Genomic DNA, 20,629 nt, shown 5'->3' with positions numbered 1-20,629 from the left:
GACGAGGAGAGGTTGCCGATGCCCGACGCCCCCACCCTGGACCTGCCGGCGCTGCTGCCGGAGGCCTGGCGTGCCGTGCTCACCCCCCACCTGGACCCGGCCCGCACCGCGGCGCTGGCCGAGTTCGTCGCCCGGGAGTACGCGACCGCCACTGTCTTCCCGCCGCTGGAGGACCTCTTCTCCGCCTACCGGCTGTGCGGGCCGGCCGACACCCGGGTGCTGATCCTCGGGCAGGACCCGTACCACAAGGCGGGCCAGGCGCACGGGCTGAGCTTCAGCGTGCGCGAGGGGGTGGCGGTGCCGCCGTCGCTGCGCAACGTCTTCAAGGAGCTGGGCGAGGACCTGGGCGTGCCGAAGCCGCGCAGCGGCAACCTCGACGGCTGGGCCGCGCAGGGCGTCCTGCTGCTCAACTCGGTGCTGACGGTCCGGCAGGCCACGCCCGGCTCGCACGCCAACAAGGGCTGGGAGGAGTTCACCGACGCCACCATCCGGGCGCTCGACGCGCTCGACCAGCGCGTGGTCTTCCTGCTCTGGGGCGGCTACGCGCGCAAGAAGGCGGCGCTGGTGACCAACCCGCAGCACGTGGTGCTGGAGGCCGGGCACCCGAGCCCGATGAACCCGCGCGGCTTTCTCGGCAGCCGCCCGTTCAGCGCCGCGAACAAGGCGCTGGCCGACGCGGGGCTGCCCACCGTCGACTGGGAGCGCTCAGCCGGCTGACCCGCCCGGCGCCTCGCCCGCCGCGGCGAGGCGCCGGCGGTACCGGGACAGCAGCTCGGCCGTGCGCCGGTCGGTCACCTCCACCTCGACCAGCGGCTCGACCGGGTACGTACGTTCACCGAGGCGGACCTCGATGGGCTCGGGCAGTTCCTCGCACATCCGGGCCCGCAGCTCGCCGTAGCGGGTCAGCCAGCGGTGCTCGCCCGGCTCTTCGGGCTCCGTGTGGATGCCGCCCCACACCTGCCATCGAGCGTCCCAGCGCTGCGCGTAGATCCGATCGAGGAGCGCGCTGAACTGCGGCGAGTCCCGCCAGCGCACCGCAATCTCGACCGCGTCCACCGGCAGCGGCGCGCCCTGCAGCAGCGCCGCCGTGCCGCCCGACAGCACGTACGGCAGGTCGCCCAGGGCATCCATGATCCGGTCCAGCCGGAGGACTTCGATCCGCTCGGCAAGCACCGTCCCGGCCATCTCGTCCAGCGCGGCGTCCAGGTGGCTGTCCAGCGGCTCGACCTCGATCCGCAGTTGCCGGCCGAGCGCGGCGAGCAGGCGTTCCGCGGCGGTCAGGCTCGGCAGCCGGTCGCCGCGTTCGATCCGGGCGATGGCGGCCTGACTGAGCCCGGACCGGGCGGCCAGAGCCTGCTGGGTGAGCCCTGCCTGTTCGCGTTCACGCCGCAAGGTCCGGGCGATTTCTCGAACGAGGCGACTCTCCGTCATCTCCGGAGAATGGCAGTCCTCTTCTTAGCCTTATGCCTCTGAGTCATATTTATGACCCAGAGGCATAAGGCTCTCACCTCTTCTCTTTGATCCGGGCGCTACGCATCGTGACCGGGCGAGCGGCGAGGGCGTGCCGGGGGCGGACGGGGCGGACGGAGCGGACGGAGCGGACGGCTAGGCTGGCTTACCGTGCTGGTACTCGTGGTGGACTCCTCGACGCCCGCGGTGACCGCGGCCCTTGCCGAGGTCTCGGCGGACGGCGTCGCGGTCCGCGCGTCCCGGTGCACCGTCGACGCCCGCGCCCACGGCGAACTGCTCGCGCCGCAGGTCGACGCCGTGCTGGCGGACGTCGGTGCACGGCCCGCCGACCTGGCCGCGATCGTCGCCGGCCTCGGCCCGGGCCCGTTCACCGGGCTGCGCGTCGGGCTGGTCACCGCCGCCACCATGGGTCAGGTGCTCGGCGTACCCACGTACGGCGTCTGCTCGCTGGACGGGCTCGGCCACCCGGCGGCCGCCGGCGAGCCGGTGCTGGCGGCGAGCGACGCGCGGCGCCGGGAGATCTACTGGGCCGTCTACGACGGCGCCGGCCGGCGCCTGGCCGGGCCGGAGGTGGCCGCCCCGGCGGTGGTCGCCGAGCGGGCGCGCGACCTGGCGGTCACCGTCGCGGTCGGCGACGGCGCGCACCGGTACGCGGACGTGCTGAGGCTGCCGGTACGCGACGAGCCGCGCTACCCGGACCCGCTGGCGCTGGCCCGTCTCGCCGCGCCGCGGATCCGCGCGGGCGCGCCCGGCGAGACGCTCACCCCGCTCTACCTGCGCCGCCCGGACGCGGTCGCGGCCACCGGCCACAAGCCGGTCCTGCCATGAGGCTGGGCCGGTTCCGCTGGTGGCACATCGACGAGGTGCTGCCCATCGAGGCAGACCTCTTCGGCGCCGAGCAGTGGTCGGCGGCGATGTTCTGGAACGAACTCGCCAACGGGCACTTCTACCTGGTCGCCACCGACGACGACGGCGCCGTCCTCGGCTACGCCGGGCTGGCCGTGTCCCCGCCCGACGAGGCGTGGGTGCAGAACGTCGCGGTCCGCCGGGACGCCCACCGCCGGGGGATCGGCCGGCTGCTGCTGGAGGCGCTGCTCGCCGAGGCGGCCCGGCGCGGCGCCCGCAGCACGCTGCTGGAGGTCGCCGCGGACAACGCGCCCGCGCAACGGCTCTACGCCACCTACGGCTTCGAGCCGATCGGCGTGCGGCGCGGCTACTACCAACCGAGCAACACCGACGCGCTGGTCATGCAGCGCAACGAGGACTGACGCGCATGGCTGACGAACCCCTGATCCTCGGCATCGAGACCTCCTGCGACGAGACCGGCGTGGGCATCGTGCGCGGGCACACGCTGCTCGCCGACGCGCTCGCCTCCAGCGTCGAGGAGCACGCCCGGTTCGGCGGCGTGGTGCCCGAGGTGGCCAGCCGCGCCCACCTGGAGGCCATCGTGCCGACCATGGACCGGGCGCTGCGCGAAGCCGGCGTCACCATCGCCGACATCGACGCCATCGCCGTGACCTCCGGGCCGGGCCTGGCCGGCGCGCTGCTCGTCGGGGTCGCCGCCGCCAAGGGGTACGCGGTCGCGGCGGAGAAGCCGGTGTACGGCGTGAACCACCTCGCCGCACATGTGGCGGTGGACACGCTCGAACACGGCCCGCTGCCCGAGCCCGCGATCGCGCTGCTGGTCTCCGGCGGGCACTCCTCGCTGCTGCGCGTCGACGATCTGGCCCGCGACGTGGTCCCGCTCGGCGCCACCATCGACGACGCCGCCGGCGAGGCGTTCGACAAGGTGGCCCGGCTGCTCGGGCTGCCGTTCCCCGGCGGGCCGTACATCGACCGCGAGGCGCGCGCCGGTGACCCGGCGTCGATCGCCTTCCCGCGCGGGCTGACCGCGGCGAAGGACCTGGTCGGACACCGGTACGACTTCTCCTTCTCCGGCCTGAAGACGGCTGTCGCCCGCTGGGTGGAGGCGCGGCAGCGGGCCGGTGAGCCGGTGCCGGTCGCCGACGTGGCGGCATCCTTCCAGGAGGCGGTCTGCGACGTGCTCGTCGGCAAGGCGATCGACGCCTGCCGCAGCAGCGGCATCGACACGCTGGTGATCGGCGGCGGAGTGGCGGCCAACTCCCGGCTGCGGGCGATGGCCGAGCACCGGGCCGGCAGGCACGGCATCCGGGTGCGTACGCCCCGGCCGAAGCTCTGCACGGACAACGGCGCGATGGTGGCCGCGCTCGGCTCCCACCTGGTCGCCGCGGGCGTCGCGCCGAGCCGGCTGGACCTGCCGGCCGACTCGGCGATGCCGCTGACAGTGGTCAGCGTGTGAGCGGGGAGGGGACCGACATGATCGTCCGCATGTGGGAGGCCAAGGCCGAGCCGTACGGCTTCGCCGATTTGATCACCTGGGTCTGCGAGACCGCGCTGCCCGAGTTCGAGCACGACCCGATGCACGTCTCCAGCGAGGTGTTCTCCTCCACCGACCACCGGCTGGTGGTCGTCTCCAAGTGGCGGAACAGCCCTCGGGAGCTGCCCGAGCCGCCGGCGCGCCTGATCGCCCGCCCGCCGCACAGCTGGGACTTCACGCAGGTCGACCGCTGACGCGAGGATCGTCACGGCCGCCGGAATTGGTTGGCGCGCGGGTCGCCCCGGCACCTAGCGTCGGTGCGCCATGCGCTTCTCACCGGCCGGCGATCCCGGCACCCCCGACGCGCGGTCGGCCACTCGATATCTGGTGTGGCTCGCCGGGCGACATCCCGTCATCTTCGGCGCCGGGCTCGCGCTCGGCGTGATCTGGATGCTGGCCCAGGCGCTGGTGCCGGCCGTGCTCGGCCGCGCCGTGGAAGCCGGCCTGGCCCAACGCGACCCGGACGCGCTGGTGCGCTGGAGTCTGGCCCTGCTCGGGCTGGGTCTGGTGCAGGCCGTCGCCGGAATCCTGCGCCACCGCTGCGCGGTGCACAACTGGCTCGGCGCCGCCTACCGCACCGTGCAGGTCACGGTGGACGCCACGAACCGCCTCGGCGCGGCGCTGCCCCGGCGGGTCGCGGCGGGCGAGGTGGTGAGTATCGGCACCGCCGACATCGAGCACATCGGCAGCGCCATCGACATCACCGCCCGGGGCGCCGGCTCGGTGGTCGGCATCGTCACCGTGGCGGTGATCCTGCTCAGCGCCTCCCAGCCGCTCGGCCTCGTGGTGGTGCTCGGGGTGCCGCTGCTGATGGCGCTCGTGGCGTTGCTGATCCGCCCGCTGCACCGGCAGCAGGCCGCGTACCGGGACTCGACCGGCCGGCTCACCGCCCGGGCCGCGGACATCGTCTCGGGCCTGCGCGTACTGCGCGGAGTCGGCGGCGAGCCGGTGCTGTCCGAGCGCTACCGGCAACGCTCGCAGGCGTTGCGCGCGGACGGGCTGCGGGTGGCGCGGGTCGAGTCGCTGTTGCAGGCGGCGCAGATCCTGCTGCCCGGCGTCTTCGTGGTGCTGGTGACCTGGCTGGGCGCCCGGTTCGCGCTGCGCGGCGAGATCAGCGCCGGCGAGCTGGTCTCGTTCTACGGCTACACCGCGTTCCTGGTCAGCCCGCTGCGCAACCTCACCGAGGCGGCCGACAAGCTGACCCGGGGACACGTCGCGGCCCGCCGGGTCGTCCGGTTGCTGCGGCTCGCGCCGGAGTTCACCGACCCGGCCACCCCGGTGCCGGTACCGGCCGGGCCGGGCGAGCTGGCGGACGTACGTTCCGGACTGGTGCTGCGACCGGGCCGGCTGACCGCGCTGGCCGCCGCCACCCCGCAGGACGCCACCGAGATCGCCGACCGGCTCGGCCGGTACACCGACGGGGACGTCACGCTGCACGGCGTACCGCTGCGGGACGTGGCGCTGGCGACGGTGCGGGAGCGGATCCTGGTGGCCGACAACGACGCGCAGCTGTTCAGCGGCGTGCTGCGCACGGAGCTGGACCCGCACGACCGGGCCGAGCCCGGCGCCGTGGCGGCGGCGCTGGCCGCGGCGAGTGCCACCGACATCGTCGAGGCGCTGCCCGGCGGCCTGGACGGCGAGGTCGCCGAACGCGGCCGGGAGTTCTCCGGCGGGCAGCGGCAACGGCTGCGGCTGGCCCGCGCGCTCGTCGCCGACCCGGAGACGTTGATCCTGGTCGAGCCGACCAGCGCGGTGGACGCGCACACCGAGGCGCGCATCGCCGAACGGCTCGGCCCGGCCCGCCGCGGCCGCACCACGCTCGTCTGCACCACGAGCCCGCTGGTGCTCGGTCACGCCGACCACGTGGTCTTCGTCGAGGACGGCAAGGTCGTCGCCGAGGGCCGGCACGAGGAACTGCTCGCCGGCGAGCCGCGCTACGCCGCCACGGTGAGCCGGGAGGAGGACCGATGAGCAACGCGCTGCCCGTCGCCGACATCGCCCAGGTCCGCCGGTACGTGCGCGAGCTGATCCGCCGTCACCCGCGTGGCCTGGCCGTCGCGCTCGGCCTGCACGCGCTCGCCGCCGGCGCCGGGCTCGTCGCCCCGCGCCTGCTCGGTGACCTGGTGGAGGGAATCTCCCAGGGCATCGCCGCGACGACTGTGGACCGGGTCGTGGCGGCCATCGCCGCGTTCGTGGTGGTGCAGGCGGTGCTGGTCCGTTTCGCGCACCTCGCCTCGGCCCGGCTCGGTGAGCGGGTGCTCGCCGAGCTGCGGGAGGAGTTCGTCGACCGGGTCCTCGCGCTGCCGCTCGCCACTGTGGAGCGGGCCGGCACCGGCGATCTGCTCACCCGCACCTCGCGGGACGTCGCCGCGCTGTCCCGCACGGTCCGGTTCGCCGGGCCGGAGACGCTCATCGCCGCGCTGACCGTGCTGCTGATCCTGGGCGCGCTGGTGCTGACCGGCCCGCTGCTGGCGCTGCCCAGCCTGCTGGCGGTGCCGGTGCTGTGGGCCGGCACCCGCTGGTACCTGCGCCGCGCGCCGCAGGGCTACCTGCGGGAGAACGCCGCCTACTCGGACATCACCGACGGGATCAGCGAGACGGTCGAGGGGGCGCGGACCACCGAGGCGCTGCGGCAGGCGGCCCGTCGCCGGGCCCGCGGCGACGCGGACATCAGCCGGTCGTACGCGGCCGAGCGCTACACGCTCTACCTGCGGACAGTGTTCTGGCCGGTGGCCGAGTTCGGCTACCTGGTGCCGATGGTGGCGACCCTGCTCATCGGCGGCTGGTTCCACCTGAAGGGCTGGGCCAGCCTCGGCCAGGTCACCGCCGCCACGCTCTACGCCCAGCAGCTCACCGACCCGATCGAGCGGCTGCTCGGCTGGCTGGACGAGTTCCAGGTCGGCGGCGCCTCGCTGGCCCGGCTGCTCGGGGTGGCCGCCGAGCCGGACGAGCGCGCCAAGGCATTCGCCACGCCGGACGAGCGCGCCGCCGCTGCGGGCAGTGCGGGCGGCGCGGGCCGGCTCGCCGCGCACGACGTCCGGTACGCGTACCGCCCGGGTCACGACGTGCTGCACGGCGTGACGCTGGAACCCCGGCCGGGGGAGCGGCTCGCGATGGTCGGCCCGTCCGGGGCGGGCAAGTCGACGCTGGGCCGGCTGCTGGCGGGCGTGCACGCGCCGAGCGCCGGCACTGTGACAGTGGACGGCCGGCCGCTCGCCGGAATGCCCCTGGCCGAGCTGCGTACCCATGTCGCGCTCGTCAGTCAGGAGCACCACGTGTTCATCGGGACGCTCGCCGACAACGTGGCGATGGTCCGGCCGGACGCCGACCCGGCTCGGGTACGCGCGGCGCTGGCCGCGGTCGACGCGCTGGACTGGGCGCTGGCCCTGCCGGACGGGCTCGACACGGCGGTCGGGGCGGGTGGCCACCCGCTCACCCCCGCGCAGGCGCAGCAGCTCGCGCTGGCCCGGCTGGTGCTCGCCGACCCGCACACGCTGGTGCTGGACGAGGCCACCTCGCTGATCGACCCGCGGGCGGCCCGGGCACTGGAACGGTCGCTGGCGGCGGTGCTGCACGGCCGTACCGTCGTCGCCATCGCGCACCGGCTCTTCTCCGCGCACGACGCGGACCGCGTGGCGGTGGTCGCCGACGGGCGGATCACCGAGCTGGGATCACACGACGAACTGGTCGCGGCCGGTGGCTCGTACGCCGCGCTGTGGCGCTCCTGGCACGGCTGAGAACGCGCGACGGGCCCCGGCACACGTGCCGGGGCCCGCTCGACGGCCGGGGGTCACGTGCGGCGGGTCAGCCGCCAGGTCGCGTACCCGCCGGTGCCGAGCGCGATCAGGAACACCGCCCACACCACACCGGTGCCCACCTGGAGTCCACCGCCGCTGCCCACGTTGGCCTGGGCGGCGGCGACGAGCGAGTCGCTCTGCGCGGGCGGCAGCGCGGCCGGCGGCAACTGCTGCCAGCGCACCAGCCCGGTGCTCTCCAGCATGGTCATGTGGTCGTTGACGAACGTGTTGGCGTCCTCGGCCAGCTTGCGCACGATCGGGTCACGGGTGCTGGCCCGGACCGCGCCGATCACCGGGAAGATCTTGCCGTGGGCGACCCGCAGCCGGGTGACGAAGATCTGGTCGAACCGGGCGCCGGTGGCGTTCTGCATCTCGGTCAGCCACCCCTTCTGCTCGGCCGTCGGATCCGTCGGCAGGGTGGCGCCCAGCTTGTTCGCGGCCTCGACCACCAGCAGGTCCAGCTCCGCGTGCTGCTTGGCGATCTCCGCGCCGACCTCGCGTACCCGGGCGGACTGGCCCTTCTCGGCCGCCATCTGCCCGGCCGGCATCTCCCACAGCCCGGCCAGCCGTACGCCGTTGAGCAGCGTCATGTCGGCGGCGTTCATCTGCACGCCGGGGTTGGGTGCGGCCTGTGCCGTCCCGGGAATGACGCCGATCCCCGCGCCCAGCGCGGCGAGCAGCAGTACCACCCGGTGCGCCAGCTTGCGGCGTGCGGATTCCAGCGATGCCATGGTTGCGGTGCCTCCTCGGTCCGGACCGGTACGCGGGGTCGTGGACGGCCGCGCAAGCCGGCCGCCCGTCCGCACACTGGTACGGATCGGCGGGCCGATCAGTTCAGCGGGTCGGCGAGGAGTCGTTCGAACGCCAGCTCGGCGGCGCCGATCAGCGCCGCGTCGCCACCGAGCTTCGGGGTACGCAGCCGTACGTGCTCCAGGCACGCGGGCAGCCCGTTGGAGTTGAGCCGGCTGCGTACCTGCGCCGCGGAGGCCAGGTAGAGGTCACGCATGGTGCCGCCGAAGATGACCATCTCCGGGTTGAAGATGTTCACCAGGTTCGCGACGCCGAAACCGAGCCAGTCGCCGGCCTGCCGTACCGCGGTCTGGGCGCGGGCGTCGCCGCGGTCGGCGGCGTCGAAGACGGCGAGCAGGGCGTCCCGGCCACGCGCCTCGGACCGGCCGGCGGCGCGCAGCAGCCCGTGCTCGCCGATCTCGGTCTCCCAGCAGCCGCGCCGGCCGCAGTCGCAGCGCACCCCGTCGCGGACCACCACCATGTGGCCGACCTCGCCGCCGTAGCCGCCGTGCCCTCTCAGCCGCCGGCCCCCGGCGATGATGCCCGCGCCCACGCCGACGTCGCCGTAGATGTAGATGACGTTGTCGCAGCCGACCGCCGCGCCGCGGGCGTGCTCGGCGTACGCGGCCACGTCGGCCACGTTGCCCACCGTGATCGGTACGTCTATCCCCAGCTCGACGGCGAGCGCCGCACCGATCGGCTCGTCCACCCAGCCGGTGGTGGGGCTGAGCCGGACCAGCCCGTCCTCCCGGCGGACCATGCCGCACACGGCCACCCCGGCGCCGACGCAGATCGCGTCCGGCGGCACCGACTGGTGCATCTCCTTGACCGCGCCGGCGAGCAGCGGGGCGGCCTCCCCGGCGACCAGGTTGCGCGGCCGGTCCATCTCCCGGCGGTCGAGCACCTCACCGCCGAGCCCGACCCGCGCGGCCCGCAGCCGGTCCACCTCGACGCTGTACGCGTACGCGTAGACCCGCCCCGACTCGGGCCGGACGACGAGTGACGGTCGTCCGGCCCGGCCGGTCTCCTTCGGCGTCCCCTCGCTGACCAGACCGGCGCCGGCCAGGTCCGCGGTCAGCGCGCCGATGGTGCTGCGGTTGAGGCCGAGCGCTGTGGTCAGCTCGGCCCGCGTGGTGGCGCCGTGGACGTGTACATAGCGGAGCAATGCGCCCAGGTTCTGCCGACGGATCTCGTCCTGACTGGGGCCCGCGCGCATTGCCACTGCCATGGTGTTCCCGTACCCCGGGTCAGCGCGTGCCGGTGGCGGCGGCCCGCCGACGCGACAGCGCGTCGATGGTCGCCGCGGCGAGCAGCACCACGCCGGTGACCACGAACTTGACGCCCGAGCTGTATCCCATCAGTCCCATACCGTTGTCGATGACCGCCACCACTGCGCCACCGAGCACGGCGTCGAGGACCCGGCCCTTGCCGCCGAAGAGGCTGGTGCCGCCGATCACCGCCGCGCCCACGGCGTAGAGCAGTACGTTACTGCCCCCGGTGTTGGGGTCGACCGAGTTGGCCCGGCTGGCGGCCACGATGCCGCCGATCGCGGCCATCGAGGAGCAGATGATGAACACGGAGATGCGGATCCGGTCGACGTTGATGCCGGCCCGGCGGGCCGCCTCGGCGTTGCCGCCGACCGCGTAGATGTGCCGCCCGTAGCTGGTGCGCTGGAGCACGAACGTCCAGACGACGAGCAGGATCGCGATGATCGGCACCACGATCGGCACGCCCTTGAGCGAGACGACGAGCACGTTGCGGCTGCGCTCCAGGTTGAGCACGTAGACCGCCACGCCGAGGATCACGGCCAGACCGGCGATCCGCGCGGCGACCACCGCGATCGGATCGGTGAGCAGGCCGCGGGCGGCACGGTTGCGGTGCCGCAGCAACTGCACGGCCGCGTACCCGGCGACGGCGACGGCTGCGAGCGACCAGCCCAGCACGGGGGAGAGGTTGCGGTTGGCGATCGCGACGAGCACGTCGTCCCGGACCGCGATGTTGGCGCCCTCGTCCATGAGCGTCAGCACCACGCCCTGAAAGGCCAGGAACCCGGCGAGCGTGACCACGAAGGAGGGGATGCCGACCTTGGCGACCAGCAGGCCCAGCACGGTGCCGATCACCACACCGGTGACGACGGCGGAGAGCACCGCCACGTACCAGGGGTAGCCGAGCACTGTCACCACGTTGGCCAGGATCGCGGCGCAGACGCCGCTGGCGAAGCCGGCGGAGAGGTCGATCTCGCCGAGCAGCAGGACGAAGACCAGACCCATCGCGATGAGCGTGACCGCCGCGCCCTGGGTGAACAGGTTCGCCAGGTTGCCGGCGGTGAAGAACGACGGGCGGGCGATCGAGAAGCCCACCGCCAGCGCCACGAGCATGACCACGGCGGGGAGCGCACCGATGTCGCCGCCGCGTACCCGGCGCCAGTAGTTGTTCACGTGGCTGCCGACGGTCGGTGTCGGGGTGACGCCGGCCGGGCCTTCCTTCTTCACGACGATGGCGGTCATCGGACGGCTCCTGGAGTGGTGTCGGCGGGCGCGGCGCCGTTGCCGCCCGGCTCGCCGGTGAGGCCGAGGCTGCCGGAGCGGCCGGCGGTGATCAGCTCGACCACCTGCGAGTGGGTGATGTCGGTGGTCTTCACCTGGGCGACCATCTGGCCGAGGTAGAGCGCGGCGATCCGGTCGGAGACGGCGAAGACGTCGTTCATGTTGTGCGAGATGAGCACCACGGCCAGGCCGTTGTCGGCCAGCCGGCGGACCAGCTCCAGCACCTGGGCGGTCTGCGCGACGCCGAGTGCGGCGGTCGGCTCGTCCAGGATGACGAGCCGGCTGTTCCAGAGCACGGCCTTGGCGATGGCCACGGTCTGCCGCTGGCCGCCGGAGAGGCTGGCCACGTGCTGGCGCAGCGACTTCACGGTGCGCACGCTCAGGCCGGCGAGCGTCTCGGCGGCCATCTGCTCCATGGTCGGCTCGTCGAGCACGATGCCGCTGCGCTTCTCCCGGCCGAGGAACATGTTCTGCACGATGTCGAGGTTGTCGCAGAGCGCGAGGTCCTGGTAGACGACCTCGATCCCGAGCGCGGCGGCGTCCCGAGGGCTGTTGATGGTCACCGGGCGGCCGTCGAAGACGAACTCGCCGGCGTCGGTGGGGTGGATGCCGCTGATGCACTTGACCAGGGTCGACTTGCCGGCGCCGTTGTCGCCGACCAGCGCGGTCACCTCGCCGGCGTGCGCGGCGAAGGCGACGTCACGCAGCACCTGGACGGGACCGAAGCTCTTGTCGATCCCGCGTAGCTCCAGCAGGGGGGTTGCGGACACGGGGTTCTCCTTTGGGCGGAGGGAGGTCTCGGATCCCGTCCGGCGCGGGCGCCGCCCGGCACGGGAAACCCCGTGCCGGGCGGCGCCGCCTGAGGCGGGTGGGTCAGCTCACGCCGGCGTCGGTGCAGAGCTTCGCGAAGGCATCGGTGCAGAGCTCTTCCTTGGTGACGTATCCGTCGGCCACCACGTCCTTGACGTTGTCCTTGTAGATGGCCTTGGGCTCCAGCAGCACCGACGGCACGTCCCGGCCGCCCTCCGGGTCCTTGACCGTCTGGCCGGTGTCCTTCCGCTCACCCTTGGCGAGCGCGATGGCCAGCTCGGCGGCGGCGTCCGCCTCCTTCTTGACCGCCTTGTAGACAGTCATGCACTGGTCACCGGCGAGGATGTTCTGCAGGCCCTCCTTGGTGGCGTCCTGACCGGTCACCGGAACCTTGCCGTTGAGCTTGTTCTTCTTCAGCACCGAGATGGCCGCGTTGCCGAGACCGTCGTTGGCGGCGAGCACGCCGTCGATCTTGCCGCCGGCCTTGGTCAGCTGCTGCTCGAAGATCGTGGCGGCCTGCGCGTTGTCCCAGGCCGGCACCGAGTCGTCGGCGACCTTGGTGTACTCCTTCGAGTCGAACTTCGGCTTGAGCACCGAGTCGTACCCGTTCTTGAACAGGGTGGCGTTGTTGTCGGTCGGCGAGCCGTTGAGGTACGCGATCGACGGGTTCTTGACGCCCTTGTCGGTCAGGCACTTGCTCAGGCCCTCGCCCTGGAGCTTGCCGACCGCCTCGTTGTCGAAGCTGACGTAGTACTGGGCGGAGCCGCCCAGGGTCAGCCGGTCGTAGTCGATGGTCGCGACGCCCTGCGACTTGGCCTTGTCGAGCACGGCCTTGCCGGTGCCGGAGTCCAGGTTGACGATCATCAGGACGTTGACGCCGTTGGTGATCATCTGGTCGGCGATGGTCTGGAACGCGGTCTTGTCGTTCTGCGCGTTCTGGATGTCGGACTCGACGCCGGCCGCGTCGAACGCCGCCTTGAGGTACTTGCGGTCCGCGCCCTCCCAGCGGGCGGAGGACTTGCTGTCCGGCAGGATCACGCCGATCTTCGGCTTCTTGGCGTTGGAGCCGCCGGCCTCGTCGGAAGAACCGCCGTTGTCACCGCAGGCGGCCATGCTGCCGGTCGCGAGAAGACCGACGGCCGCGAAGGTGAGGAAGCCCTTGCGCATGTGCAGGGTCCTTTCGGAGGTGGGGGAGTGGTGATGTTTTGTTGTGCCCGGCAACGTATTCCCCGCTTCCCATGCGCCGCAAGACTGCCGAGGTCGGAAGTTTGTTGGCGGCGGTAACAATTCAGCAACGCGGTTGTCACCCGCGGGACACCGCCGGGAGAGCGCGTTCCGGAAACGCTCCCACACGTACCGTCACGAGCCGCTCAGGCAGTGGCGATCGACGCCGTCGTCGCCCCGGTGAGCGCCACCAGATCCGTCGGCGCGAGCTGCACCTGCAACCCCCGGCGACCCGCCGAGACGTACACCGTCGGGTGCGTCAGCGCGGAGGCGTCGATGACAGTCGGTAGCCGCTTGCGCTGCCCGAGCGGGCTGATGCCGCCGCGGACGTATCCGGTCGCCCGCTCGGCCGTCGTGCGCTCCGCCATCGTCGCCCGCTTGCCGCCGGCCGCGGCGGCGAGCGCCTTCAGGTCCAGCTCGCCGGTCACCGGCACCACCGCCACCGTCAGCCCGCCGTCGACCTCGGTGACGAGCGACTTGAACACGCGCTCCGGCGCCACGCCGAGCGCGGTCGCCACGAGCGCGCCGTAGTTCGGCGCGTCCGGCGAGACGTCGTAGGTGTGGGTGCTGTGGGCGATCTTCCGCTTGCTCAGCAACGCGATCGCCGGAGTGCCAGGGCCCGCCACGGGCTCAAGCTAACCCGCGCGCCGCGACACCGCGAGCCGGAAACGTGAGCCGGGGTCAACCGCCGGGCGGAACCGGCCGGCAGACGAGCACAGTGGGGTCGCCGGCCACCCGGGTCAGCGCCAGACCGGCCGCCTCGTCACCGGACAGCCGCAGGTCGCGGCGCAGCTTCTCCGGCTCCAGCGCCGAGCCGCGCTTGCGGATCTCGACCCGGCCGACGCGCCGCTCCCGCAGCAGGGCGCGCAGCCGCTTCAGCGAGAACGGCAGCACGTCGGTGATCTCCAGGCAGCGGGCGAACGGCGTGGGCCGGGCCTCGTCGGCGTACAGGTAGGCGATCGACGGGTCGGCGAGCGTGGCGTCGAGGTCGGCGGCCAGCTCGGCGACCAGGTGCGCGCGCACCACGGCCGGATCCGGGTCGTAGAGGAACCGCCGCACCGGTCCCACCGGCGCCTCCTGCGCACCGGTCCCGGTGAGGTGATAGGAAGGGCCCCTTTTACTACCGGAGGCGTTAAGAAGGGGCCCTTCCTTCTCGCGCAGCAGGGTGGCGCGGCGTGGGACCTCGGCCAGCTCGCCGCACCAGAGCGCGGCCTCGACCAGGTCGCCGTCCACGCTCACCCACTCCGCCTCGGCGCCGGCCGGGATCAGCGCGTGGTCCAGCCCGGGCGCCACCTTCACCACTGTGCGCGGCACGCGCGCGGCCAGGCCGGTGACGAAGTCCCACGGCGGCGAGTAGGCGTTCGGGTCGAACACACGCCGCCCGGTGCCGGCCCGCCGCCGCGCCGGATCGCAGAACACGGCGTCGACCCCTGTCGCGTCGAACGCCGTGGCGTCACCGCGTTCGACGGTCACCAGGTCGGTCAGCCCGGCCGCCTCGGCGTTCGCGGCGGCCATCGCGGCGGTCACCGGGTCGGCCTCCACCGCGTACACCCGGATGCCGGCGCGAGCCGCGGCGAGCGCGTCGGCCCCCAGCCCGCACCCCAGGTCGGCCAGCGTGGTCACACCCGCGGCCCGCAGCCGCGCGGCGCGCCGGTCGGCGACCGCGCGGCGGGTGGCCTGCTCCAGCCCGGCCCGGGTGAGGAACATCCCGGCCGCCGCCGCGCCGAACTTGCCGGCCGCCCGGCGGCGCAGCTCGGCCTGGGTGAGTGCGGCCGCCGCGAGCCCGCCGGGGATTCCGGCCGAACGCAGCGCGGCAGCCGCCGCCAGCGGGTCGCCGCCGGCCACCCGTTCGGCCGCGGCGAGCGCGGCCGACCCCTCGGGGGTACGCAGCGCGGCGAGCTGGTCGAGATCCACGCGCTCATTCTCCCGGCCCGGTTCCGGCGCGACACGGAGGGCGACGCGTTGGCACTCTCCTTGACGGAGTGCTAGCCGAGGAATAACCTGCGATTAGCACTCTCACCCTGAGGGTGCCAACGCCCGAGCCTCGTGCCCGGGGGTTGAGCGCCAGGCGGACCGGCACCCGCGACGACGGCCCCGCCCGGTGGCATGTGGCAGATTGACGCTGGTCGGCATGCCGGCCGGCAACGACACCAAGTACCCGGGAGGGTATGCCCGTGACTACCGCGACCAAGGTTGCGATCAAGCCGCTCGAGGACCGCATCGTGGTCCAGGCGAACGAGGCCGAGACCACCACCGCCTCGGGCATCGTGATCCCCGACACCGCCAAGGAGAAGCCGCAGGAGGGCACCGTCCTCGCTGTCGGCCCGGGCCGGATCGACGACAAGGGCAACCGCGTGCCGATCGACGTGAAGGTCGGCGACACCGTCCTCTACTCGAAGTACGGCGGCACCGAGGTCAAGTACGCCGGCGAGGAGTACCTGGTGCTCTCCGCCCGCGACGTCCTCGCGGTCATCGAGAAGTAAGCAACCGATCAGTGTCGTTGCCCCGGTCCGGCTCGCCGGGCCGGGGCAACGTCGCTTCGAAGGGATACTGATGGCGAAGATCCTCAGCTTCTCGGACGACGCCCGGCACCTGCTCGAGCACGGTGTCAACGCCCTCGCGGACGCGGTGAAGGTCACCCTCGGCCCGCGCGGGCGCAACGTCGTCCTGGACAAGAAGTTCGGTGCGCCCACGATCACCAACGACGGCGTGACCATCGCCAAGGAGATCGAGCTCACCAACCCGTACGAGAACCTCGGCGCGCAGCTGGTCAAGGAGGTGGCGACCAAGACCAACGACGTCGCCGGCGACGGGACCACCACCGCCACCGTGCTGGCCCAGGCCATGGTCCGCGAGGGCCTGCGCAACGTGGCCGCCGGCACCAACCCGACCGGCCTGAAGCGGGGCATCGACGCGGCGGCCGCCAAGGTCTCCGAGGCGCTGCTCGGCAAGGCCGTCGAGGTCGCCGGCAAGGAGTCGATCGCGCACGTCGCGACCGTCTCCGCGCAGGACGCCGCCATCGGCGACCTGATCGCCGAGGCGATGGAGAAGGTCGGCCGCGACGGCGTCATCACCGTCGAGGAGGGCTCCGCGCTCACCACCGAGCTGGAGGTGACCGAGGGTCTCCAGTTCGACAAGGGCTTCATCTCGCCGAACTTCGTCACCGACCTGGAGGCGCAGGAGGCGGTCCTGGAGGACCCGTACATCCTGATCACCACCCAGAAGATCTCGGCGATCGAGGAGCTGCTGCCGCTGCTGGAGAAGGTTCTCCAGAACAACAAGCCGCTGCTCATCGTCGCTGAGGACGTCGAGGGCCAGGCCCTGTCCACGCTCGTGGTCAACGCGCTGCGCAAGACCGTCAAGGTCTGCGCCGTCAAGGCCCCCGGCTTCGGCGACCGCCGCAAGGCGATGCTCCAGGACATGGCGATCCTGACCGGCGCCGAGCTGGTCGCCCCGGAGCTGGGCTACAAGCTCGACCAGGTCGGCCTGGAGGTGCTCGGCACCGCCCGTCGCGTCGTGGTCGACAAGGAGAACACCACAGTCGTCGACGGTGGCGGGCAGGCCTCCGAGGTCGCCGACCGGGTCGCGCAGATCCGCAAGGAGATCGAGGCCTCCGACTCCGAGTGGGACCGAGAGAAGCTGGCCGAGCGGCTGGCGAAGCTCTCCGGCGGCATCGCCGTGATCAAGGTCGGCGCGGCCACCGAGGTCGAGATGAAGGAGCGCAAGCACCGCATCGAGGACGCCATCGCCGCGACCAAGGCCGCGGTCGAGGAGGGCACGGTCCCGGGTGGCGGTGCCGCCCTGGCCCAGATCCTGCCGGCGCTCGACGACGACCTGGGCTTCACCGGTGACGAGAAGGTCGGCGTCTCGATCGTGCGCAAGGCGCTCGTCGAGCCGCTGCGCTGGATCGCCCAGAACGCCGGCCACGACGGCTACGTGGTGGTGCAGAAGGTCGTCGCCCAGGACTGGGGTCACGGCCTCGACGCCGCCACCGGCGAGTACGTCGACCTGGCCAAGTCCGGCATCATCGACCCGGTGAAGGTGACCCGCAACGCGGTCAGCAACGCCGCCTCGATCGCCGGCCTGCTGCTCACCACCGAGAGCCTCGTGGTGGAGAAGCCGGCCGAGCCGGAGCCGGCCGCCGGTGGCCACGGCCACTCGCACGGTCACGGCCACCAGCACGGCCCGGGCTTCTGACCCGACCGCACGGCCCGACGTCAGGGCACACCGCCGACCCGGTGGTGTGCCCTGACGCGTATGCCCTTACGGAACGCTGACGACATTGGCAGCCGGGCCGGCGGGTCGACCAGACTGGACGCCGTGAGCACCCTCTCCCGCCGCCGCGCGGCACTGGCCGGTGTCGTCGCCGCCGTGGTGGCACTCGGCACCGCCGAGCCCGTGGCGGTCCTGACCGGTCCCCGGTCCGCGCCGCTCGTCGCCGTCGGCGGACTCGTCGTCGACCTCGTACCCGAGCCGGTCAAGCAGTTCGCCATCGACGTCTTCGGTACGTACGACAAGATCGCCCTGCTGGTCGGGACGGCGCTGCTGCTGGCCGCCTTCGGGGCGCTGCTCGGCCTGGCGGCGGCCCGGCGGCTGGTGATCGGCCTGGCCGGCGTCGCCGCGTTCGCCGTGCTCGGCGTCGCCGCCGCGCTGACCCGGGCCGGCGCTGACGCGTTCGACGCGCTGCCCTCCCTGGCCGGCGGCGGACTCGGCGCGCTGACGCTCTGGGCGTTCGTGGCCGGACCGCTGGGCGCCGGCCCGGCACGCCGGGAGCAGGCCGGGCGCGACCGGGCCGACGCGGCGGACCGGCCGCCGTCGGCGCCGCCTCCGGCGGTCGCCGCGCTCGCGGGGGAGGAGAAGACCCCGGGCGGCTGGGAGCCGGTACGGCACGACGATGACGCGGAGTCGCGGCGGCGGTTCCTGCGCGGCGCCGGGCTGCTCACCGGCGCTGCGGCGGTGGCCGGGCTGGGCGGGCACTGGCTGGCCGGGCGGCGCGGCGTGTCGGCGGCCCGGGAGGCGGTGACGCTGCCCGCCCCGGCCGCGCCCGCCCCGCAGGTGCCGGCCGGAGCCGACCTGTCACTGCCCCGGCTCGCGCCGTACGTGACGCCGAACCGGGAGTTCTACCGGATCGACACGGCGCTGGTGGTGCCGCAGGTGGACCCGGCCACCTGGCGGCTGCGGATCCACGGGCGGGTGCGCAACCCGATCGAGCTGAGCTTCGACGACCTGCTGGCCCGCCCGATGGTCGAGCGGTACGTGACGCTCGCCTGCGTCTCCAACGAGGTGGGCGGCGACCTGATCGGCAACGCGCGCTGGCTCGGCGTACCGATCAAGGAACTGCTCGACGAGGCCGGCCCGGAGGAGGGCGCGGACCAGGTGGTGGGCCGCGCGGTCGACGGGTGGACCTGCGGCACGCCCACCTCGGTGCTGCGCGACGGGCGGGACGCGCTGCTCGCGGTCGGCATGAACGGCGAGCCGCTGCCGATCCAGCACGGCTTCCCGGTGCGGATGGTGGTGCCGGGCCTCTACGGGTACGTGTCGGCCTGCAAGTGGCTCACCGAGCTGGAGCTGACCAGCTTCGCCGACTTCGACGCGTACTGGGTGCCGCGCGGCTGGTCCGTGCAGGGCCCGATCAAGACGCAGTCCCGGATCGACACGCCCCGGCCCCGCAGCCGCCCGGCCGCCGGCCCGGTGATCGTGGCCGGTGTGGCGTGGGCGCAGCACCGCGGCATCCGTCGCGTCGAGGTACGCGTCGACGGCGGCCCCTGGCAGGAGGCGACGCCGGCCCCGGCGGTGTCGGCGGACACCTGGGTGCAGTGGTCCTGGCGGTGGGACGCGACGCCGGGCGAGCACGCGCTCCAGGTGCGGGCGACCGACACGACCGGTGAGACCCAGACGGAACAGCGCGCCCCGGTCGCCCCGGACGGCGCGACCGGCTGGCACACAGTGCGGGTCACGGTCACCTGACGACCGCCCCACCCCGAAAGATCAACACCAGTTCCCCGAAGTGGTGGCATCAGAGGCTCCGCGATATGGCCATTTCGCCGAGCTGGTGTTGATCACGCGGGGGGCCGGGGCGGGACGACACGACGCCGCGCCCCGGGGTCCGGGGCGCGGCGTCGGGGGTCGTGAAGCCGGTCAGGCGACCTTGCGCTGGTCCGGCACGGCGGTGTTGTGCGGCCGGCCGAGGCGCGCCTCCAGCCGGGCGATGTCCACCTTGGTCTGCCGGCGGTCGGCCAGGTCCTCCCAGCCGAGGGCGAGCAGCCGCAGCCGCTCGGACTCGCTGAACCCGCCCCAGACGCCGTACGGCTCGCGTACGGAGAGCGCGTGGGCGGCGCACTCGGCGCGTACCGGGCAGGCGCGGCAGACCGACTTGGCACCCATCTCGCGGCGCAGCCGGGAGGAGCCGCGCTCGCCGTCCGGGTGGAAGAACTGCGCGCTGTCGCGGCCACGGCAGGCTCCGAGCCGCTGCCAGTCCCAGAGCTCGTCGATCGGTCCAGGCAGCCTACGTACGTTCGACATCAGCACCCCTCCTCCCGCGCGGCACCGCGGAGAATGTTCGTTGCCAGCTACCGGGCGGCGGTCCGCGCGGGATGCCGGTTCCGGATGAACCCCTCGGTACCCGAGCGGTCCGCGGCTCACACATCTGTGATCGAAAACCTCGGACACTCGGCGGCATATGCCCCATCTGTCGGAAAAGTTCGGATGATTGCCCGGAACCCCCTCCCGAGCCCACCTCCGCATGGTCTGCTCTGAGTCGGAGAGGAGACCACTGTGCGTAGTGTTCTTGTGTGCGTTCGGACACCATTGGCGGCCCAGCATCTGACCTCCGCGGCGGCGCGGCTCGGGCTGTCCGGCGTCGTCCGGACGGCCGTCTCCGATCCGGAGGTGATGTTGCGGCTCGCCGAGCGCCCGGTGGACGTGGTGCTCGCCGACACCGCCCTGACCCGTCCGGACAGCGCCGGCTTCGTCCGGCGGGTGCTGGCCCGTGCCCCGCAGGCTGCGGTGCTGCTGCTCGGCGCCGAGGAGTCGGAGTCGGCGGCGGCCACCATCAGCGCCGGGGCGCGCGGACTGATCCAGAACGCCGACCACGACCTGACCAGCGCGGTCGCCAAGGCGCTGCTGCTGCTCTCCGCCCCCGGGCGGAGCAACAGGCACCGGGTGGCGGACACCGCCCGGGACGCGGCGGCTGTGGGCGGGCCGACCCGGCCGGCGGCGCCGGGGCGTACCCAGGGTGGGCCCGGCTGGCCGGCGACGGCGCCGGTGGACGCGGCGGGCCTGCCCACAGTGGTGCCCGTGCAGCGGGGTGAGGACCCGGACGACCCGGCGGCGGCCGACGGCGCGGAGGCGCCCCGGCCCGGTGCGGCCCAGCGGCCGGCGCGGTCGCCGCGCAGCGCGATCGGGCTGACCGAGCGGGAGCTTCAGGTGCTGCTCGGCATGGCCGAGGGCAAGAGCAACGCGGAGATCGGGCGGGAGCTGTTCGTCTCCGAGGACACGGTCAAGACGCACGCCCGGCGGCTGTTCCGCAAGCTCGGCGCGCGCGACCGGGCGCACGCCGTGGCGGCCGGGTTCCGGGCCGGCCTGGTCGCCTGACC

At 73.4% G+C, this 20,629-nt stretch carries 20 protein-coding genes; 11 read left to right on the top strand and 9 right to left on the bottom strand.

Features of this window, described 5'->3' with window-relative positions; translation table 11 throughout:
- Positions 1-18 precede the first annotated feature (18 nt).
- On the top strand, positions 19-717 hold the full coding sequence (ung, locus tag FB454_RS06160) for a uracil-DNA glycosylase (RefSeq protein WP_013288560.1): 699 nt from the start codon (positions 19-21) through the stop codon (positions 715-717).
- Here ung and FB454_RS06155 read toward each other — a convergent pair.
- Complete coding sequence (locus FB454_RS06155) at positions 706-1,431, bottom strand: helix-turn-helix domain-containing protein (protein WP_013288559.1); 726 nt, start codon at positions 1,429-1,431, stop codon at positions 706-708. The two genes, ung and FB454_RS06155, sit on opposite strands and share 12 nt — an antisense overlap.
- Before the next feature lie 189 nt (positions 1,432-1,620).
- Here FB454_RS06155 and tsaB point away from each other — a divergent pair, with 189 nt between their 5' ends.
- The 6 genes from tsaB (at position 1,621) to FB454_RS06125 (ending at position 7,605) form a co-directional block, all read left to right on the top strand.
- Positions 1,621-2,298, top strand: coding sequence for a tRNA (adenosine(37)-N6)-threonylcarbamoyltransferase complex dimerization subunit type 1 TsaB (tsaB, locus tag FB454_RS06150; RefSeq protein WP_145822624.1), 678 nt, complete (start codon positions 1,621-1,623; stop codon positions 2,296-2,298).
- Complete coding sequence (gene rimI / locus FB454_RS06145; protein ID WP_013288557.1) at positions 2,295-2,738, top strand: ribosomal protein S18-alanine N-acetyltransferase; 444 nt, start codon at positions 2,295-2,297, stop codon at positions 2,736-2,738. Before tsaB ends, rimI begins: the two co-directional genes overlap by 4 nt.
- A gap of 5 nt (positions 2,739-2,743) precedes the next feature.
- Entirely contained in the window at positions 2,744-3,790 is a 1,047-nt protein-coding gene (gene tsaD / locus FB454_RS06140) for a tRNA (adenosine(37)-N6)-threonylcarbamoyltransferase complex transferase subunit TsaD (RefSeq protein ID WP_145822623.1), read from the top strand.
- A gap of 17 nt (positions 3,791-3,807) precedes the next feature.
- Positions 3,808-4,062: a hypothetical protein gene (locus FB454_RS06135; protein ID WP_013288555.1), complete on the top strand. Its 255-nt coding sequence runs from the start codon at positions 3,808-3,810 to the stop codon at positions 4,060-4,062.
- Positions 4,063-4,132: 70 nt separating this feature from the next.
- Positions 4,133-5,839 (top strand): ABC transporter ATP-binding protein, encoded by a 1,707-nt coding sequence (locus FB454_RS06130; RefSeq protein WP_047890895.1) that lies wholly within the window; start codon positions 4,133-4,135, stop codon positions 5,837-5,839.
- Positions 5,836-7,605: an ABC transporter ATP-binding protein gene (locus FB454_RS06125; protein WP_013473653.1), complete on the top strand. Its 1,770-nt coding sequence runs from the start codon at positions 5,836-5,838 to the stop codon at positions 7,603-7,605. The genes FB454_RS06130 and FB454_RS06125 overlap by 4 nt, the downstream gene beginning before the upstream one ends.
- Before the next feature lie 53 nt (positions 7,606-7,658).
- Here the strand turns inward: FB454_RS06125 and FB454_RS06120 are convergent, their stop codons facing one another.
- From FB454_RS06120 to FB454_RS06090, 7 genes are all read right to left on the bottom strand, one after another.
- Positions 7,659-8,396, bottom strand: coding sequence for a DUF4142 domain-containing protein (locus FB454_RS06120; protein WP_013288552.1), 738 nt, complete (start codon positions 8,394-8,396; stop codon positions 7,659-7,661).
- 98 nt (positions 8,397-8,494) lie between these two features.
- Positions 8,495-9,670 carry an ROK family protein gene (locus FB454_RS06115; protein WP_030269402.1) on the bottom strand — a complete coding sequence of 392 codons (1,176 nt, stop codon included), beginning with the start codon at positions 9,668-9,670 and terminating at the stop codon, positions 8,495-8,497.
- 31 nt (positions 9,671-9,701) lie between these two features.
- Positions 9,702-10,961: a sugar ABC transporter permease gene (locus tag FB454_RS06110; RefSeq protein WP_013473652.1), complete on the bottom strand. Its 1,260-nt coding sequence runs from the start codon at positions 10,959-10,961 to the stop codon at positions 9,702-9,704.
- The gene (locus tag FB454_RS06105) at positions 10,958-11,770 is read right to left on the bottom strand and encodes an ATP-binding cassette domain-containing protein (RefSeq protein WP_013288549.1); all 813 of its coding nucleotides are present in this window, start codon (positions 11,768-11,770) and stop codon (positions 10,958-10,960) included. The genes FB454_RS06110 and FB454_RS06105 overlap by 4 nt, the downstream gene beginning before the upstream one ends.
- Before the next feature lie 103 nt (positions 11,771-11,873).
- The gene (locus tag FB454_RS06100; RefSeq protein WP_013288548.1) at positions 11,874-12,977 is read right to left on the bottom strand and encodes a sugar ABC transporter substrate-binding protein; all 1,104 of its coding nucleotides are present in this window, start codon (positions 12,975-12,977) and stop codon (positions 11,874-11,876) included.
- A 203-nt stretch (positions 12,978-13,180) separates the two neighbouring features.
- Positions 13,181-13,660, bottom strand: a complete 480-nt coding sequence (gene ybaK / locus FB454_RS06095) for a Cys-tRNA(Pro) deacylase (protein ID WP_013288547.1) — start codon at positions 13,658-13,660, stop codon at positions 13,181-13,183.
- Between the two features lie 55 nt (positions 13,661-13,715).
- Positions 13,716-14,948 carry a THUMP-like domain-containing protein gene (locus FB454_RS06090; protein WP_145822622.1) on the bottom strand — a complete coding sequence of 411 codons (1,233 nt, stop codon included), beginning with the start codon at positions 14,946-14,948 and terminating at the stop codon, positions 13,716-13,718.
- 254 nt (positions 14,949-15,202) lie between these two features.
- On the opposite strand from FB454_RS06090, the gene groES reads away from it, so the two are divergent.
- The 3 genes from groES (at position 15,203) to FB454_RS06075 (ending at position 19,001) form a co-directional block, all read left to right on the top strand.
- A complete protein-coding gene (gene groES / locus FB454_RS06085; protein ID WP_018222648.1) occupies positions 15,203-15,517 on the top strand; it encodes a co-chaperone GroES in 315 nt (104 codons plus the stop codon).
- A gap of 70 nt (positions 15,518-15,587) precedes the next feature.
- Positions 15,588-17,231 (top strand): chaperonin GroEL, encoded by a 1,644-nt coding sequence (groL, locus tag FB454_RS06080; RefSeq protein WP_013288545.1) that lies wholly within the window; start codon positions 15,588-15,590, stop codon positions 17,229-17,231.
- Positions 17,232-17,291: 60 nt separating this feature from the next.
- Positions 17,292-19,001 carry a sulfite oxidase gene (locus FB454_RS06075; protein ID WP_486485396.1) on the top strand — a complete coding sequence of 570 codons (1,710 nt, stop codon included), beginning with the start codon at positions 17,292-17,294 and terminating at the stop codon, positions 18,999-19,001.
- 171 nt (positions 19,002-19,172) lie between these two features.
- Here FB454_RS06075 and FB454_RS06070 read toward each other — a convergent pair whose 3' ends face one another.
- Positions 19,173-19,556: a WhiB family transcriptional regulator gene (locus tag FB454_RS06070; protein WP_013288543.1), complete on the bottom strand. Its 384-nt coding sequence runs from the start codon at positions 19,554-19,556 to the stop codon at positions 19,173-19,175.
- 252 nt (positions 19,557-19,808) lie between these two features.
- Between FB454_RS06070 and FB454_RS06065 the strand changes: the two genes are divergently transcribed.
- Positions 19,809-20,627, top strand: coding sequence for a helix-turn-helix transcriptional regulator (locus tag FB454_RS06065; protein ID WP_013288542.1), 819 nt, complete (start codon positions 19,809-19,811; stop codon positions 20,625-20,627).
- Positions 20,628-20,629 lie beyond the last annotated feature (2 nt).

It is taken from the genome of Micromonospora sp. CNZ297 (genome assembly GCF_007827625.1).
This window is presented reverse-complemented; position numbering and strand designations above follow the sequence as displayed.

Bases quoted from the DNA above. Each gene is read 5' to 3' on its own strand.
- FB454_RS06130 (WP_047890895.1), top strand. From the start codon at position 4,133: ATGCGCTTCTCACCGGCCGGCGATCCCGGCACCCCCGACGCGCGGTCG.
- FB454_RS06155 (WP_013288559.1), bottom strand. From the start codon at position 1,431: ATGACGGAGAGTCGCCTCGTTCGAGAAATCGCCCGGACCTTGCGGCGT.
- rimI (WP_013288557.1), top strand. From the start codon at position 2,295: ATGAGGCTGGGCCGGTTCCGCTGGTGGCACATCGACGAGGTGCTGCCC.
- FB454_RS06125 (WP_013473653.1), top strand. From the start codon at position 5,836: ATGAGCAACGCGCTGCCCGTCGCCGACATCGCCCAGGTCCGCCGGTAC.
- FB454_RS06100 (WP_013288548.1), bottom strand. From the start codon at position 12,977: ATGCGCAAGGGCTTCCTCACCTTCGCGGCCGTCGGTCTTCTCGCGACC.
- FB454_RS06110 (WP_013473652.1), bottom strand. From the start codon at position 10,961: ATGACCGCCATCGTCGTGAAGAAGGAAGGCCCGGCCGGCGTCACCCCG.
- groL (WP_013288545.1), top strand. From the start codon at position 15,588: ATGGCGAAGATCCTCAGCTTCTCGGACGACGCCCGGCACCTGCTCGAG.
- FB454_RS06135 (WP_013288555.1), top strand. From the start codon at position 3,808: ATGATCGTCCGCATGTGGGAGGCCAAGGCCGAGCCGTACGGCTTCGCC.
- ung (WP_013288560.1), top strand. From the start codon at position 19: ATGCCCGACGCCCCCACCCTGGACCTGCCGGCGCTGCTGCCGGAGGCC.
- groES (WP_018222648.1), top strand. From the start codon at position 15,203: ATGCCCGTGACTACCGCGACCAAGGTTGCGATCAAGCCGCTCGAGGAC.
- FB454_RS06075 (WP_486485396.1), top strand. From the start codon at position 17,292: ATGCCCTTACGGAACGCTGACGACATTGGCAGCCGGGCCGGCGGGTCG.
- tsaD (WP_145822623.1), top strand. From the start codon at position 2,744: ATGGCTGACGAACCCCTGATCCTCGGCATCGAGACCTCCTGCGACGAG.
- FB454_RS06070 (WP_013288543.1), bottom strand. From the start codon at position 19,556: ATGTCGAACGTACGTAGGCTGCCTGGACCGATCGACGAGCTCTGGGAC.
- FB454_RS06120 (WP_013288552.1), bottom strand. From the start codon at position 8,396: ATGGCATCGCTGGAATCCGCACGCCGCAAGCTGGCGCACCGGGTGGTA.
- FB454_RS06115 (WP_030269402.1), bottom strand. From the start codon at position 9,670: ATGCGCGCGGGCCCCAGTCAGGACGAGATCCGTCGGCAGAACCTGGGC.